We start from the raw sequence: 17,875 nt of genomic DNA, 5'->3' as shown, positions 1-17,875 counted from the left end.
CCGAGCGGATCGCCTTCATGCTCGCCGACGCCCGGCCCGCCGCACTGCTGACCGAGCAACCGGCCGCCGCCGGGCTGCCCGCGTCCGGCGTCCCCCGGGTGCTGCTGGACGACGCAGATGTGCGCGCCGAACTCACCGCGCTGCCGGACACCGCCCCGGATACGGGCCGCACGGCCTCCCCCGCCAACGCCGCCTACATGATCTACACCTCCGGCTCCACCGGCACGCCCAAGGGCGTGGTGGTCCCGCACACGGGCATCGGCGGATTCGGCGCGATCCGCGAGCAGTTCGAACTCGACGCGAGCAGCCGGATGCTCCAGTTCGCCTCCTCCAGCTTCGACGCCGCCATCTGGGAGATATTCGCGCCGCTGCTGGTCGGCGGCGTCCTGGTGATGGCCCCCGCCGACGACCTGGCCGTCGGCGAGCCGCTGGCCGCGCTGCTGGCCCGGGAACGCGTGACGCACGCCAACATCCCGCCGGCCGCGCTCGCCGTACTGCCGCGGGGCGCGCTCCCGGACGGCATGAACGTGATCGTCGCGGGTGAGGCGTCCACGCCCGACCTGATCGCCCGCTGGGCGGACGGCCGGCGGCTGCTCAACGCCTACGGCCCGACCGAGGCGACCGTGTGCGCCACCGTCAGCGGACCGCTCACCGCGGGCGTCAACCCGCCGATCGGCCGCCCGCTGTGGAACGTCCGGGTGCTGGTCCTCGACGAGGCTCTGCGACCGGTCCCGGTCGGCACGCCCGGCGAGGCCTACCTGGCCGGCGCCGGTCTGGCCCGCGGCTACGCCGGCCGGCCGGGGCTGACCGCCGAGCGGTTCACGGCCGACCCGTACGGTCCCCCCGGCTCCCGGATGTACCGGACCGGCGACCTGGTGCGCTGGCTGCCGGACGGCGACCTGGAGTTCGTCGGCCGTGCCGACGACCAGGTCAAGATCCGCGGTTTCCGGATCGAGCCGGGCGAGATCGAGTCGCTGCTCGCCGCCCACGCCGACGTGGCGCAGGCTGCCGTACTGGCCCGGGAGGACGAGCCCGGCGAGCGGCGCCTGGTCGCCTATGTGGTCGCCGCGGAGGACCGTACGGCACCCGCGGTGGCGGCGCTGCGGGAGCATGTGGCCGCGCGGCTGCCGGAGTACATGGTGCCGTCGGCCTTCATGGTGCTCCCGGCACTGCCGTTGACGCCCAACGGGAAGATCGACCGCAGGGCGCTGCCCGCGCCGGAGCCGGCCGGCCCGTCCGGTGGCCGTGCGCCGCGCAACGCGACCGAGGCCGGGCTGCGGCGGATCTTCGCCGAGGTGCTGGGCGACGAGGATGTCGACGTCGAGGCGAACTTCTTCGAGCTCGGCGGGCATTCGCTGCAGGCGACCAAGCTGGTCAGCCGGATCCGCAGGGAGTTCGCCGCCGAACTGCCGCTGCGCGACTTCTTCGAGAATCCCACGGTGGCCGGCCTGGCCGTGCTGGTCGGCGGGGCGGGGGACGCCCGGCAGACCGTGGTGCCGCAGCCGCGGCCCGAGCACGTCCCGCTGTCGTTCGCGCAGCGCCGGCTGTGGTTCCTCAACCGTCTGGAGGGCCCGAGCCCCACCTACAACATCCCGCTGTCCATGCGGCTCACCGGCGCCCTCGACGTGGAGGCGCTGCGGTCCGCGATCGGTGACGTGGTGGCCCGGCACGAGAGCCTGCGCACCACGTTCCCCGAGACCGGCGGCACCCCCCGCCAGGAGATCCTCGACCCGGAGACGGCGACACCCCCGCTGCGGATCGCCGACGTGGCACCGGAGGAACTGGACGCCGCGGTCGCCGCGGCCGTCGCTCACGGCTTCGACCTGGCCGCCGAACTGCCGGTGCGCACCCACCTGTTCACTGTGGGGCCGCGCGACCACGTGCTCGTGTTCCTGGTCCACCACATCAGCTGCGACGGCTGGTCGCTGGGCCCGCTGCTGCGCGACCTGTCCGACGCCTACCGGGCACGGACGGCCGGGCGGGCGCCGCAATGGACTCCGCTCGCCGTGCAGTACGCCGACTACGCCCTGTGGCAGCGCGACCTGCTGGGCAGCGAGGACGACCAGGACTCGCGTCTTGCAGCGGAGTTGGGCTACTGGCGCGAGCAACTGGCGGGTATGCCGGAGGAGCTGGCGCTGCCCACCGATCTGCCGCGCCCGGCCCGGCCCAGCCACCGGGGCGGACTGGTCCGGCTGCGGCTTGAGCCCCCGGTGCACCGTGCGCTGGCGGAGCTGGCGAAGACGGCCGGGGCCAGCCCCTTCATGGTCCTGCAGGCCGCCCTCGCCGCGCTGCTCGGCCGGATCGGCGCGGGCAGCGACATCCCGCTGGGCACCACGGTCGCCGGCCGCACCGACGACGCCCTGGACGAGCTGGTCGGCTTCTTCGTCAACACCCTGGTGCTGCGCACCGACACCAGCGGCGACCCGACCTTCCGGGCGCTGGTGGAGCGGGTGCGGCGCACCGACGTCGCCGCCTTCGAGAACCAGAACGTGCCCTTCGAACGTCTCGTGGAGGTGCTCGCCCCCACCCGCTCGATGTCCCGGCACCCGCTGCTCCAGGTCATGCTGAACCTGCTGAACACCCCGCCCGCCGAGCTGAGCCTCGGCGACGACCTGGCCATCGCCCAGCAGCCGCACGGCCTGCGGGTGGCCAAGTTCGACCTGGCGTTCAACCTGGCCGAGACGGTGGACGCCGACGGCCGGCCCGACGGCGTCGTCGGTGTGGTCGAGTACAGCACCGACCTGTTCACCGAGGGCACCGTCCAGTCGCTGGCGGACCGGCTGGTCGCCCTGCTGGAGCGGCTGCTGGCCGAGCCGGACCGGCCGATCGGCGAGCACGACCTGCTGACCTCCGGCGAGCGGGAGCTGCTGCTCGGCGCCTGGCGCGGCACCGCGTCCGAGGCGCCGGCGGGCACCTTGGCGGAGCTGTTCGAGGCGCAGGCGGCGCGCACCCCGCGGGCGACCGCCCTGTGGTGCGAGGGCGAGCGGACCAGCTACGCCGAGCTGAACCGGCGGGCCAACCGGCTGGCCCACGAACTGATCGCCCGCGGGGTCGCCCCGGGCCGGACCGTCGCGGTCGCCGTCCCGCGCTCCCCGCTCCAGGTCGCCGCGTTCCTGGCGGTGGCCAAGGCGGGCGCCGTCCATCTGCCGGTGGATCCGGAGTATCCGGCCGAGCGCGTGGCGTTCATGCTCGCGGACGCGGCACCGGCCGCCCTGCTGGCCACCGAGGCGTCCCGCGGCCTGCTGCCGGACGCACCGGCCGTGCCCGCCTGGGTCCTGGACGAGCCGGGGTTCGCCGCCTCGGTGGCCGCGCGCCCGGCGACCGACCCCCCGGCGGCGGCAGCCGTGAACAGCCCCGCCTATGTCGTCTACACCTCCGGGTCGACCGGCCGGCCCAAGGGCGTGCTGGTCGGGCACACCGGTCTGGCGTCGTTCGTGCACAGCCACGTCGAACGGCTGGGCCTGGACGGCGCGAGCCGGGTGCTCCAGGTGGTGTCGACCAACTTCGACGTGTCGGTCGGCGACCTGGCGATGACCCTGCTGTCCGGGGCCACGCTCGCCCTTCCCGGCCCGGGCCGGGAACTGGTCGGTGAGGGCCTGGCCGACGCCATCGAAGCCGCCGACGCCACCCACGTCATGCTTCCGGCCCCGCTCCTGGGCACCCTCCCGGAGCGGGAGCTGCCCAGCCTGCGCTGCGTCGTCTCCGGCGGAGAGGCGCTCTCGCCGGGCCTGCTGGCCCGCTGGTCGGCCGGACGCACCGTCGTCAACGCCTACGGGCCGACCGAGACCACCATCGCCGCCACGCTCAGCGGTCCGCTGTCCGGCGACACGGCGCCGCCGATCGGCCGCCCGGTCGCGGGCACCCGCGTGGCGGTCCTCGACGAGCGGCTGCGGCCGGTGCCGGTGGGCGTCGCGGGCGAACTCTGCATCGCCGGCTCCGGAGTGGCCCTCGGCTACCTGGGCCGCCCTGCGCTGACCGCGGAGCGGTTCGTCGCCGACCCGTTCGGTCCGGCCGGCGCCCGCATGTACCGGACCGGCGATCTCGTACGCTGGAACCGCGGCGGCGAGCTGGAGTTCGTCGGCCGCTCCGACCAGCAGGTCAAGATCCGGGGCTTCCGCGTCGAACCCGGCGAGATCGAGACCGTGCTGCTCGCCCGGCCCGGACTCGCCCAGGCGGCGGTGATCGTGCGGGAGGACCAGCCGGGCCTCAGACAGCTCGTGGCCTACGTGGTCCCGGACGAGGGCGCCCGGCCACCGGAGCCCGCCGTGCTGCGCAAGGACGTCGCGGCCGCGCTGCCGGACTACATGGTCCCCGCCGCCTTCACCGTCCTGGACGCGCTGCCGCTCACCGCGAACGGCAAGCTGGACCGTGCCGCCCTGCCGGCGCCCGAGTTCGGCGGCGAGCCCGGCCGCGGCCCCGCCACCGAGCGGGAGGCCGTCCTGTGCCGGATCTTCGCCGAGCTGCTCGGCCGGGAGACGGTCGGGGCCGACGACGGCTTCTTCGACCTCGGCGGCGACAGCATCGTCTCCATCCAACTGGTCAGCCGGGCCCGGGCGGCCGGGATCGAGCTGACGGTGGCGGACGTGTTCGAGCACCGCACCCCCGCGGCGCTCGCCCGGATCGCCGAGGCCGCGACCGAGTCCCTCGCCGAGGACGCGGACGCGGGCATCGGCGAGCTGCCGCTCACCCCGATCATGCACTGGTGGCGGGAGCACGGAGGCCCGGTCGACGGCTTCCACCAGGCGATGACGGTCCGGACGCCCGCCGCGCTCGACCTGCCCCGACTGACCGCCGCCGTACAGGCCGTGCTCGACCGGCACGACGCGCTGCGGCTCCGGCTGGCCAGGGACGGCGACGACGACTGGCGGATCGAGGTACGCCCCCGGGGCGAGGTGCGCGCCGAACAGCTGGTGCACCGCGTGGACTTCGCGGACGCCGCCGCCTCCGGCGACACCGAGGCGCAACGTGCGCTGCTCGTGGAGCACGGCCGGGCAGCGGCGCGGCGGCTCACCCCGGAGTCCGGCTCTCTGGTGCGGGCGGTCTGGTTCGACGCCGGTACCGGCCGGCCCGGACTGCTGCTGCTGGCCGTGCACCACCTGGTGGTGGACGGCGTGTCCTGGCGGATCCTGCTGCCGGACCTGGCCACCGCCTGGTCCCGGGCGGCGGACGGCCGGGAGCCGCTCCTGGAGGCGGTGCCCACCTCGCTGCGCACCTGGGCCGGACGCCTGGCCGAGGAGGCGAACAGCGCGCGCCGGATCGAGGAACTGCCACTGTGGCGAGCCGCGTTGAGCGGCCCCGACCCGCTCCTGGGTGCCCGGCCGCTGGACCGGGAGCGTGACGTGTTCGGCACGGCGCACAGCCTGCGCCTCACCCTGCCCACCGAGGTGACCGAGCCGCTGCTGACGAGCGTGCCGGGCACCCTCGGCACCGGGATCAAGGACGTACTCCTCACCGCCTACACGGTGGCCGTGGCCTCCTGGCGGGCCCGGCGCCGGCCGACCCGGGGCAACGCGGTGCTGGTCGAGATGGAGGGCCACGGCCGCGAGCCGGTGGTCAGGGGCGCCGATCTGGGCCGTACCGTCGGCTGGTTCACCAGTTCCTTCCCGGTGCGCCTCAATCCGGGGCAGGTGGACTGGAACGACTTCTGGGGCGGCGGCGCGGCGGTGGACGCCGTGCTCGCCAAGGTGCGCGCCCAGCTCGCCGAACTGCCCGACGGCGGGATCGGCTACGGACTGCTGCGCTACCTCAACGAGCGCACCGGACCGCAGCTGGCCGCCCTGCGCACGCCGCAGCTCGGCTTCAACTATCTGGGCCGGTTCGCCGCGGGCGGCGGTGACGCCCCGGCCCAGGACTGGAGCCCGCCACCCGGCCTGGCCGGACTGACCGGCGGCGGCGACGCGGCCATGCCCATGGCACACAGCCTGGATCTCAACGCGCAGACCGAGGACCGTGCCGACGGTCCGCGGCTGGTCGCCGCCTGGGCATGGCCCGACGGGATGTTCGACGAGGCGGACGTACGGGACCTGGCCGAGGCCTGGTTCCGGGCGCTGACGTCCATGGTGGACCGCGCCCGTGCCCTGACGGCGGCACCCGCCCGGCCGGGCACGCCCACGCTGGTCACGGTGGACCAGCAGGAACTGGACGAGTTCGAGAACGAACTGGACGACGAGGGGTTGTCATGGTGAACCAGTCGCGCATCGAGGATCTCCTGCCCTTGTCGCCCTTGCAGGAAGGGCTGCTGTTCCACTCCCAGTACGCGCAGGACGACGAGAGCGCCCTCGACGTCTACACGGTGCAGATCGCCGTGGACCTGGACGGAGCCCTGGACACCGGCCGGCTCCGTGACGCGGCCGCCTGGCTGCTGCGCCGGCACGCCAACCTGCGGGTCGGCTTCCGCCGCCGCAAGAACGGCGAGCCGGTGCAGGTGGTGTACCGCAACGTCGAGCTGCCCTGGTCCGAGATCGACCTCAGCGACGGTCCGGCCGACGGGCGGGAGGACCGGCTCGCCGAGCTGATGGCCGCTGACCGGGTGCGCCCGTTCGACCTGAGACGTGCGCCGCTGCTGCGCTTCACCCTGATCCGGCTGGGCGGGAACCGCTGCCGGTTCCTGATGACCAACCACCACATCCTGCTCGACGGCTGGTCGGGACCGCTGCTGATGCGCGAGCTGTTCGCGCTCTACTCCGGCGGCGAGCTGCCGCCGGTGACGCCCTACCGGGACTACCTGTCCTGGCTGGGACGGCAGGACCGGCGGGCCGCCCTCGCCGCCTGGCGCGACGCGCTGGGCGACGTCCAGGAGCCCACCCTGGTCGAGCCGGACGCCGAGCGCGGCGCGGTGGTCCCGCAGGACCTGCTGGTCACGCTGCCGGAGGAGCTGAGCAGCGGGCTGGCCGAGACGGCGAGGCGCTGCGAGGTCACCCTGAACACCGTGGTGCAGGCGGCCTGGGGCGTCCTGCTGGGCAAGCTGACCGGACGCGACGACGTCGTCTTCGGCGGCACCGTCTCCGGCCGGCCCTCGGCGGTCCCCGGCGTGGAGAACATGGTCGGCTCGTTCATCAACACCCTGCCGGTGCGGGTCTCCGCGCGGCCGGCCGAATCGTGGGCGGAGCTGCTGCAGCGGCAGCAGCGGCGGCAGGTGGACCTCCTCGACCACCACCACCTCACGCTCGCCGACGCCCAGGCGCAGTCCGGGGTGAGCGGCGAACTCTTCGACACCCTGGTCGTGTTCGAGAACTATCCCGTGGAGGCCGACGGACTCGGCGAACTCGCCGAGGGCCTGCGGATCACCGGCGCGGTCGGCCAGGACGCGACCCACTACCCGCTGAGCCTGTTCCCGGCGCCCGGCCGGCGCATGCGGATCCGGCTCGGCTACCGCCCGGACCTGTTCGAGCGGGAGCGCGCGCAGGGCATCCTGGACACGCTGGTCGGCATCCTCACCCTCATCCACGCCGACCCCGAGGCACCCGTCGGCCGGGTCCAGGCCCTGCCCCCGGCCGAACGCCGCCTGCTGCTGACGGAGTGGAACGACACCGCGGTCCCCGTGGGCGCCGAATCCGTCGTCGACGCCTTCCAGAGGCACGCGGCGCTCACCCCGGACGCCGTCGCAGTGATCGACGCGGACGGCGAGGTCTCCTACCGTGAGCTGGACCAGCGCGCCAACCGCCTCGCCCGCCACCTCGCCGCCGCGGGCGTCGGACCGGAGTCATGGGTCGCCGTGGCCCTGCCGCGCGGGGCGGCCCTGCTGACGGCGCTGCTCGCGGTCCTCAGGACCGGCGGCGCCTACGTCCCCCTGGACCCGGAATACCCGGCCGACCGGATCGGCTACATCCTCGACGACGCACGCCCCTGCGCGCTGCTCACCGACTCCTCCGTGACCGGCCTGCCCGAGGTCCCCGGCGTGCGGCGCGTCGTGCTGGACGAGACCGCCGTCACCGACGCCCTCGCGCGGCATCCCGGCACCGGCCCGAGCGACGCCGACCTGACCGCGCCGGTCCGTCCGGCCCACCCCGCCTACGCGATCTACACCTCCGGCTCCACCGGCCGCCCCAAGGGCGTCGTGGTCTCCCGCGCCAACATCGCCAACCTGGTCGCCGACATGCGGGCCCGGTTCGGCGTCGACGCCGCCGACCGGCTGGTCGCGGTCACCACCGTCGCGTTCGACATCGCCGCGCTGGAACTGTTCGTACCGCTGAGCGCGGGCGCCACCGTGGTCATCGCCTCCCGCGACCAGGTGCTCGACCCGCCGGCGCTCGGGCGGCTGATCACCGGCACCGGCGCCACGCTCATGCAGGCGACCCCCACCCTGTGGCAGGCACTGGTCTCGGAGCGGCCGATGGCGCTGGCCGGGCTGCGGGTCCTGGTCGGCGGCGAGCCCGTGCCGGCGGGCCTGGCCGCCCGGCTGCGCGCGCTGGCCGCCGAGGTCACCAACGTCTACGGCCCGACCGAGACCACCGTCTGGTCAACCTCGGCGCTGCTGGGCGACCGGCCGGGGCTTCCGCCGATCGGCCGGCCGATCGCCAACACCCGTGCCTACGCGCTGGATTCGGCGCTGTCCCCCACCCCGGTCGGTGTCGCGGGCGATCTGTACCTGGCCGGGGACGGCGTGGCCCGCGGCTACGCGGGCCGGCCGGGACTGACCGCCGAGCGGTTCACGGCCGACCCGTACGGCGCGCCGGGCTCCCGCATGTACCGGACCGGCGACGTGGCGCGCTGGTCGGACGACGGCCAGCTGGAGTTCGTCGGCCGGGTGGACGACCAGGTGAAGATCCGCGGCTTCCGGGTCGAACCCGGCGAGATCGAGGCGGTGCTGGCCGAGCACGACGACGTCTCCCAGGCCACCGTGGTCGCCCGGGACGACGAGTCGGGCGAGAACCGTCTGGTCGCCTATCTGGTGCCGGTCTCCGGCCGCAAGGTGCCGGCGGTGGACGCGCTGCGCGCCCACGCGGCGACCCGGCTGCCCGACTACATGCTGCCGGCCGTCTTCGTCCCGCTGGACGCGCTGCCGCTGACTCCCAACGGCAAGGTGGACCGCAAGGCGCTGCCCGCCCCCGACTTCGCCGCCCTGGTCACCCGCCAGGGCCCGCGCACCCCGCAGGAGGAGATCCTGTGCGGCCTGTTCGCGGAGATGCTCAACCTGACGTCGGTGGGCGTCCACGACAACTTCTTCGAGCTGGGCGGCCATTCGCTGCACGCGACCCGTGTGGTCAGCCGGATCAGATCGGTCTTCGAGGTCGAACTGCCGCTGCGGGAGCTGTGGGAGGCACCCACTGTCGCCGAACTGGTCGGCAGGATCGGCGGCGCGGCCGGCGCCCGCGCCACCCTGCGGCCGTGGGAACGGCCGGCGGAGATCCCGCTGTCCTACGCGCAGCGCCGGCTCTGGTTCATGAACCGCTTCGAGCAGAGCAGCACCGCCCACAACATCGTCCTCGCGGTGCAGATCAGCGGCCCGCTCGACGTCGACGCACTGCGCGCCGCCGTACGGGACGTGGTCGCCCGGCACGAGAGCCTGCGCACCGTCTTCCCGGACCGGGACGGCGAGCCGCGCCAGGACATCCTCCCTGCGGACCGGGGCTGCGAGCTGGCCGTCGTGCGGACCACCGCGGAGGACCTGGACACCGCCATCACCGCGGCCTCCGCGCAGAGCTTCGACCTGGCCGTGGAGACCCCCCTGCGGGTCACCCTGTTCGAGACCGGCCCGGAGTCCCACGTCCTGCTCACCGTGCTGCACCACATAGCCGGCGACGGCTGGTCGCTCGACCCGTTCTCCGCCGACCTGGCACGTGCCTACACCTCCCGGGCCGCCGGTACGGCGCCCGAATGGCAGCCGCTGCCGGTGCAGTACGCCGACTACACCATGTGGAACTACGGGATCCTGGGCTCCGAGGACGACGAGAACAGCCTGATCCACCGGCAACTCGACTTCTGGAAGCAGACGTTGACCGGCCTGCCGGACGAGCTGCGCCTGCCCACGGACCGGCCGCGGCCCGCCGAGGCCGACTACCGGGCCGACTCGGTGCTGCTGCACCTGCCGGCCGAACTGCACCGTGATCTCGCCGCGCTGGCCCGGCAGACCGGCACCACCCTGTTCATGGTGCTCCAGGCGGGCCTGGCCTCGCTGCTGTCGGTGCTGGGTTCGACCTCCGACGTGGTGCTGGGCAGCCCGATCGCGGGCCGCACGGACGACGCGCTGGAGCGGGTCGTCGGCTTCTTCATCAACACGCTGGTACTGCGCACCGACCTGTCCGGGAATCCGACCTTCACCGAGCTGCTGGGCCGCGTGCGTGAGGCGGACCTCGCCGCCTACGCCCATCAGGACGTGCCGTTCGAGCGGCTGGTGGAGGTGCTCAACCCGGAGCGCTCACTGGCCCGCCACCCGCTCTTCCAGGTCTCGCTGGCACTCCAGAACACGCCGGAGAGCAGCATGGGCCTGTCCGGCCTGAACTGCACCGTGCACCAAGTGCCGGTCAAGTCGACCCAGTTCGACCTCTCCCTGAGCTTCAACGAGAGCATCGACCGCGAGGGCGGACTTCAGGGGATCAGCGGCCTCGTGGAGTTCCGCCTCGACCTCTTCGACCGCTCGACCGTCGAGGAGCTGGGCGAGCGGCTGGTGCGCTTCCTGGAGGCCATGGCAGCCGACCCGGAACTCCCGGTGCGTGCCGTCGACGTGCTCTCGGCGCCCGAACGGCGGCAGTTGCTGCACGACTGGAACGACACGGCGCGTGGTGATGTGGTGCCGGTGACGTTCCCGGAGTTGTTCGGCGCGACCGTGGAACGCGACCCGGACGCGGTGGCACTGGTGCACGGCGAGGAGTCGCTGTCCTATCGGGAGACGGACGAACGGGCCAACCGGCTCGCCCGCGTCCTGATCGACGCCGGAGTCGGCCCCGAGCGACTGGTGGCACTCGTCCTGCCCCGCTCGGTCGACATGGTCGTGGCCCAACTCGCCGTACTCAAAGCAGGAGGCGCCTACCTGCCCATCGACCCCGACTACCCGGCCGAACGCATCGAGTACATCCTCGGCGACGCGGCTCCCACGCTGATCCTCTCCACCGAGGACACCGCCGAACGGCTCGCGGAAGTGGGCGGCGGGACACGCTGGCTGACCACCGACACCGACCCGGGGACGGACGGCTCCCCGATAAGCACCGCCGCTCTGCGACCGGACCACCCCGCCTACGTCATCTACACCTCCGGCTCCACCGGACGCCCCAAGGGCGTCCTCGTCTCCCATCGGGGCCTGGCCGCCTTCGCCACCTCCTGCGTCGAACGGTTCGCAGTCGACGCAGGATCGCGCGTGCTGCTGTTCTCCTCACCCAGCTTCGACGCCTCGGTGCTGGAGCTGTGCATGGCGGTCGCCGCAGGCGCCGCCATGGTCGTCCCGCCCTCCGGCCCCCTGGTCGGCGAAGCTCTGGCCGAGGTGCTGCGCGACCACCAGGTCACCCACGCCCTCATCCCCCCGGCCGCACTCGCCAGCATCCCCACCCAAGCAGCCGTCGAACTCCCCGGCTTCCAGGGCCTCATCGTCGGCGGCGACGCCTGCCCACCCGAACTCGTCACCCACTGGGCACCTGGCCGCCGCATGACCAACGCCTACGGCCCCACCGAAGCCACCGTCGCCGTCTCGACGAGCACGCCTCTGACCCCCGGCGGGGCCGTGCCGATCGGCTCCCCGGTGATCAACACCCGCGCCTTCGTCCTGGACGCCTGGCTGCGCCCCGTCCCGGTCGGTGTCGCAGGCGAGCTGTACGTCACCGGCGACGGACTCGCCCGCGGCTACCTCAACCGCCCCGCGCTGAGCGCCGAGCGGTTCGTGGCCGACCCCTTCGGCCGGCCCGGATCGCGGATGTACCGCACCGGCGACGTCGCGCGCTGGACCTCGGACGGCACCCTGGAGTTCGTCGGACGCGCCGACGAACAGGTCAAGATCCGCGGCTTCCGCATCGAACTCGGCGAGATCGAGACCGTACTCGCCGAGGACTCCGCCGTCGCCCAGGCGGTGGTGAACGCGCGGGAGGACGAAGAGCACCGCAAGCAGCTCGTCGCCTACCTCGTGCCCGCCGCCGCCTCCGAGATCGACACCGCGCGGCTGCGGGAGCGGGTGAGCGCCGGTCTGCCCGACTACATGATGCCCGCCGCGTTCGTCGTGCTCGACGCGCTGCCGCTCACCCCTCACGGCAAGCTCGACCGCAAGGCCCTGCCCGCGCCCGAGTTCACCTCGACCCGGGGCAGCCGGGAGCCACGCGACGAGACCGAGAGGATCCTGTGCGGGCTGTTCGCCGAGGTGCTCGGCCTGTCCGAGGTGGGGATCGACGACAGCTTCTTCGACCTCGGCGGCGACAGCATCGTCTCCATCAAGCTGGTCAGCCGGGCGCGCGCGGCAGGCGTCGAGTTCACCGCCCGGGACGTGTTCGAGCACAAGACGGTCGCTCGCCTCGCGGCTGCCGCCGGAGGTGCCGGGACGTCCGCCGTGAGCCGCGCGGACACCGACGGCGTCGGCTCGGTGCCGCTGCTGCCGATCATCCACTGGATGCGGGAGCGCGGCGGACCGATCCGGCGCTTCAACCAGACCATGATGGTCGTCGTCCCGGCCGAACTCGGCCTGAGGCGCCTGGAAGCCGCCCTCCAAACGGTGCTCGACCACCACGACGCACTGCGGATGCGGCTGCGCCGCACCGGCGGGCTGATCTGGAACCTGGACATACCGTCTCGCGGCGAACTGCGCGCCGCCGACTGCGTCCGCCGGGTCGACATCGCCGGGCTGGGCCGGGAGGAGACCAACGCCCGGATCGGTGAGCACGTTCAGGCGGCCTGGGACCGGCTCGACCCCGAGACCGGGGCGATGGTGCAGGCGGTGTGGTTCGACGCGGGTCCCTCCGCTCCCGGCCGGCTGCTGCTGGTCGTGCACCACCTGGTCGTGGACGGCGTCTCCTGGCGGATCCTGCTGCCCGATCTGGCTCAGGCCTGGGCCGAGGTGGCGGCCGGCAGGACGCCGGAACTGGCGCCGGTGGGAACCTCGTTGCGCACCTGGGCCCAGCGGCTGACCGAGGCCGCGCAGGACGCCGAGCGGGTCGGGGAGCTGGAGACCTGGCTGGACGTGCTCGGCGCGTCCGACCCGCTGCTGACCCCCGAACCGCTCGACCCGCGACGGGACATCACCGCGACCGCGCGCACCATGTCGCTGGTCCTGCCCACCGACCTGACCGCCGCGCTGCTCACCACCGTGCCCGCCGCCTTCCACGCCCGGGTCAACGACGTCCTGCTCACCGCGTTCGGCGCGGCGGTGGCTCAGTGGCGGCAGACCCACGGCCGGGGCGACCACACGGGCGTGCTGATCGACCTGGAGGGCCACGGCCGTGAGGAGATCGTCGACGGTGTCGACCTGCACCGCACCGTCGGCTGGCTGACCAGCCTCTTCCCGGTCCGGGTCGACCCGGGCCCGCTCGACTGGGGTGAGTTCTGCGCCGGGGGCCCGTCGGCCGGTCGGGCCCTGAAGGAGGTCAAGGAGCAGCTGCGCAGGCTGCCGGAGAACGGCATCGGGTACGGCCTGCTGCGCTACCTCAACCCGCAGACCAGCATGATGCTCGCGGGCCTGCCCAAGCCGCAGATCGGCTTCAACTACCTGGGCCGGTTCGCCATCGCCGAGGAGGAGACGCGGGCCACGCCGCAGGAGTGGAGCCCGGCCCCGGAGTCCGGCGGACTCGGCGGCGGCGGCGACACCGACGTACCGCTGAGCCACAGCATCGACCTGAACGCGCAGACCCAGGACCGCGCCGACGGGCCGCGGCTGGTCGCCGTCTGGTCCTGGGCGGACGCGTTGTTCACCGAGGAGGAGGTGCGGGAGCTCGCCGAGACCTGGTTCGAGGCGCTCGGCGCGCTGGTCGCGCACGTGGCGCGCCCCTCGGCCGGTGGTCACAGCCCCTCCGACCTTCCGCTGGTTCCGCTGACCCAGGCCCAGATCGACATGGTGGAGGCGGCCGACCCGGAGCAGCTCGAGGACGTGCTGCCCCTCACTCCGTTGCAGGAGGGCCTGCTCTTCCACGCCCAGTTCGACGAGCACTCCCCCGACGTCTACAACATTCAGATCGCCGTGGACGTCGAGGGCGGCCTGGACGCCCCCAGGCTCCGGGAGGCCGCGGCCGGGTTGCTGCACCGGCACGCCAACCTGCGGGCCGCGTTCCGGCAGCAGGGCCTGGACCGGCCCGTGCAGGTGGTGCGGCGCGGGGTGGAACTGCCGTGGCGGGAGGTGGACTTCAGCGGCCTCGCGCCCGAGGAGCGGGACGCCGAGCTGGCCGCGTTCATGGCCGCCGACCGCGTGGACCGGTTCGAGGTGGAACGGCCGCCGCTGTTCCGGTTCACCCTCGTCCAACTGGGCGAGGACCGCTGCCGGTTCGTCCTCACCACCCACCACATCCTGCTGGACGGCTGGTCCGCTCCGCTGGTGATGCGCGATCTGTTCGTGCTCTACGCGGGCGGGAACCTTCCCGCGCCCACCCCCTACCGTGAGTACCTGTCCTGGCTGGGCCGGCAGGACCGCGGGACCGCGCTCGCCGCGTGGCAGCGGGTGCTCGAAGGCGTCAGCGAACCGACGCTCATCGCGCCGGAGGACTCCGGCCGCCGGGCGACCGTGCCGGACGAGCTGCTGTTCCGCGTGCCCGAGGAGCTGACCACCGCGCTGAACGCGGCGGCCCGGCGCTGCGGTGTCACCCTCAACACCGTCGTCCAGGCGGCCTGGGGTGTTCTGCTGGGACGGCTGACGGGACGCGACGACGCCGTCTTCGGCGGCACGGTCTCGGGCCGCCCGCCGGAGATCGACGGCGTGGAGAACATGGTCGGCCTGTTCATCAACACACTGCCGGTACGCGTCCGGGTGCGGCCCGGCGAGTCGTGGGCGGAGCTGCTGGGCGGTCTCCAGAGCCGGCAGACCGAGCTGATGGGCCACCAGTATCTCGGCCTGCCGGACATCCTCCGTGCGCAGGGCGTCGACCAGCTCTTCGACACCCTCACCGTCACCGAGAACTACCCGATGGACACCGGAACGCTCGGCAAGCCCACGGAGGGGCAGCGGATCACCGGCCTCGAGGCACGGGACGCGAACCACTACCCGGTCTCCCTGATCGCCGTTCCGACCCGCGAACTACTGCTGAAGTTCGAGTACCGCGGCGAGCTGTTCGAGCGCGCCGAGATGGTGCGCTGGATGGACTGGCTGGTCGGGCTGATCGGCCAGTTCGCTGCCGACCCGGACCGGGCCGTCGGCGAAGCCGAACTGCTGTCCCCCGAGGAACGGCATCGTGTGCTGGTGGAGTGGAACGACACGGCGCGTGGTGATGTGGTGCCGGTGACGTTCCCGGAGTTGTTCGGCGCGACCGTGGAACGCGACCCGGACGCGGTGGCACTGGTGCACGGCGAGGAGTCGCTGTCCTATCGGGAGACGGACGAACGGGCCAACCGGCTCGCCCGCGTCCTGATCGACGCCGGAGTCGGCCCCGAGCGACTGGTGGCACTCGTCCTGCCCCGCTCGGTCGACATGGTCGTGGCCCAACTCGCCGTACTCAAAGCAGGAGGCGCCTACCTGCCCATCGACCCCGACTACCCGGCCGAACGCATCGAGTACATCCTCGGCGACGCGGCTCCCACGCTGATCCTCTCCACCGAGGACACCGCCGAACGGCTCGCGGAAGTCCGCGGCGGGACACGCTGGCTGACCACCGACACCGACCCGGGCACCGACAGCTCTCCGGTGAACGCCGCCGCTCTGCGACCGGACCACCCCGCCTACGTCATCTACACTTCCGGCTCCACCGGACGCCCCAAGGGCGTCCTCGTCTCCCATCGGGGCCTCGCCACCTTCGCCACCACCTGCGTCGAACGCTTCACCGTCAACGCAGACTCACGCGTCCTGCTGTTCTCCTCACCCAGCTTCGACGCCTCCGTGCTGGAGCTGTGCACGGCGATCGCAGCGGGTGCCGCCATGGTCGTCCCACCCCCCGGCCCCCTGGTCGGCGAAGCCCTGGCCGAGGTGCTGCGCGACCACCAGGTCACCCACGCCCTCATCCCCCCGGCCGCACTCGCCAGCATCCCCACCGAACAGGCCGCCCAACTCCCCCACTTCCAGGGCCTCATCGTCGGCGGCGACGCCTGCCCACCCGAACTCGTCACCCACTGGGCACCCGGCCGCCGCATGACCAACGCCTACGGCCCCACCGAAGCCACCGTCGCCGCCACCATCAGCGCCCCGCTCACTCCCGGCGGCCCGGTCCCCATCGGCACCCCGGTCATCAACACCCGCGCCTATGTCCTCGACGCCTCGCTCCGCCCCGTCCCCCACGGTGTCGCCGGCGAGCTGTACGTCACCGGCGACGGACTCGCCCGCGGCTACCTCAACCGCCCCGCACTCACCGCAGAACGCTTCCTCGCCAACCCCTACGGCCCACCCGGGACACGCGTCTACCGCACCGGCGACATCGCCCGCTGGACCCCGGACGGCACCCTGGAGTTCGTCGGACGCGCCGACGAACAGGTCAAGATCCGCGGCTTCCGCATCGAACTCGGCGAGATCGAGACCGTACTCGGCCGGCACGAGACCGTGGGTCAGGCGGTCGTCGTCGTCCGCGAGAACGAGGAGGGCACGAAGAGCCTGGTCGCCTACGTGGTACCGGCGGACGGGGCGACGGTCGAGGTGCCCCGGCTGCGTGACGCCCTGGCCGCGCGGCTGCCGGACCACATGACGCCCGCCGCGTTCGTCGTGCTCGACGCGCTGCCACTCACCCCTCACGGCAAGCTCGACCGCAAGGCCCTGCCCGCGCCCGACTTCAGCCCCACGGACTGGACGGGGCCGCGCACTCCGCGGGAGGAGATCCTGTGCGGCCTGTTCGCCGAGGTGCTCGGGCTGGAGACGGTCGGCGTGCACGACAGCTTCTTCGACGTCGGCGGCGACAGCATCATGTCGATGCGGCTGGTCACCAAGGTCCGCGCCACGTTCGGCGTACGGCTGAGCATCCGCACCATCTTCGAGGCGCCCACCGTCGCGGAGCTGGCGGAACGGCTCGCGGGCGACACCGAGGGGGACACCCTGGACGTGCTGCTGCCGCTGCGCACCACGGGCGACAAGGCACCCCTGTTCTGCGTGCACCCGGCGGGTGGCCTGAGCTGGGTCTACTCCGGGCTGATGAAGCACATCGGTGCGGACCGCCCGCTCTACGGTCTCCAGGCCAGGGGCCTCGCCGATCCCTCGGCGCACCTGCCGGGCAGCATCGAGGAGATGGCGGCGGACTACGTCGCGCAGGTGCGCGGCGTCCAGCCGAACGGCCCGTACCACCTGCTCGGCTGGTCGCTGGGCAGTCTGGTGGTCCACGCCATGGCCACCCAGCTCCGGGCCGCGGGCGAGGAGGTCGGGCTGCTGGCCAACCTCGACCAGTACCCCATCGACCGCTCCGAGCCGGAACCGGAGCGCCTGCCCGACCAGCAGGACGCGCTGCGGATCATGCTGGACTTCGTCGGCCACGACATGGACAGCCTGGGCGACGAACCGCTGGAGTACGCGATGGTGGCAGAGGTGCTGAGGGAACGGCAGAGCGTGTTCGCCAACCTCGACGAGTCCGCCATCGCCGCGCTGGCCCAGGTGTTCGCGAACAGCCGCACCCTCATCGGCGGTTTCGAGCCGCGGCCGCTCGACAGCGACGTACTGGTCCTCGTCGCCGAGCCCGACGAGACGGTGCCTGCCGCGGAACTCGCCGAACGGGCCGAACGCTGGCGGCCGTTCGTGACGGGAAAAATTGAATACAGGGTGGTGCGTTGTACCCACGCCCATATGATGCAGGCTGAACCGGCCGCGGAAATCGGCCGCGTACTCGCCGAGAAGCTCGGGGAAAGCAAGTAG

Annotated in this window: 2 protein-coding genes (1 of these 2 running past the window's edge); both read left to right on the top strand. The window is 73.1% G+C overall.

The genetic code is table 11. The features are described 5' to 3' along the window. Positions 1–6,185: the 3' portion of a non-ribosomal peptide synthetase gene (locus OIE49_RS31435; RefSeq protein WP_326805247.1), read on the top strand. The gene continues 7,987 nt to the left of window position 1, outside the view; the window shows 6,185 of its 14,172 coding nt (coding positions 7,988–14,172); the start codon falls outside the window, past its left edge; it ends in the stop codon at positions 6,183–6,185. Beyond that, positions 6,179–17,875: a non-ribosomal peptide synthetase gene (locus OIE49_RS31430; RefSeq protein ID WP_326805246.1), complete on the top strand. Its 11,697-nt coding sequence runs from the start codon at positions 6,179–6,181 to the stop codon at positions 17,873–17,875. The genes OIE49_RS31435 and OIE49_RS31430 overlap by 7 nt, the downstream gene beginning before the upstream one ends.

This window comes from Streptomyces sp. NBC_01788 (assembly GCF_035917575.1).
Taxonomy (GTDB): domain Bacteria; phylum Actinomycetota; class Actinomycetes; order Streptomycetales; family Streptomycetaceae; genus Streptomyces.
This window is presented reverse-complemented; position numbering and strand designations above follow the sequence as displayed.

Coding starts and splice junctions, on each gene's coding strand:
- OIE49_RS31430 (WP_326805246.1), top strand. CDS start 6,179: ATGGTGAACCAGTCGCGCATCGAGGATCTCCTGCCCTTGTCGCCCTTG.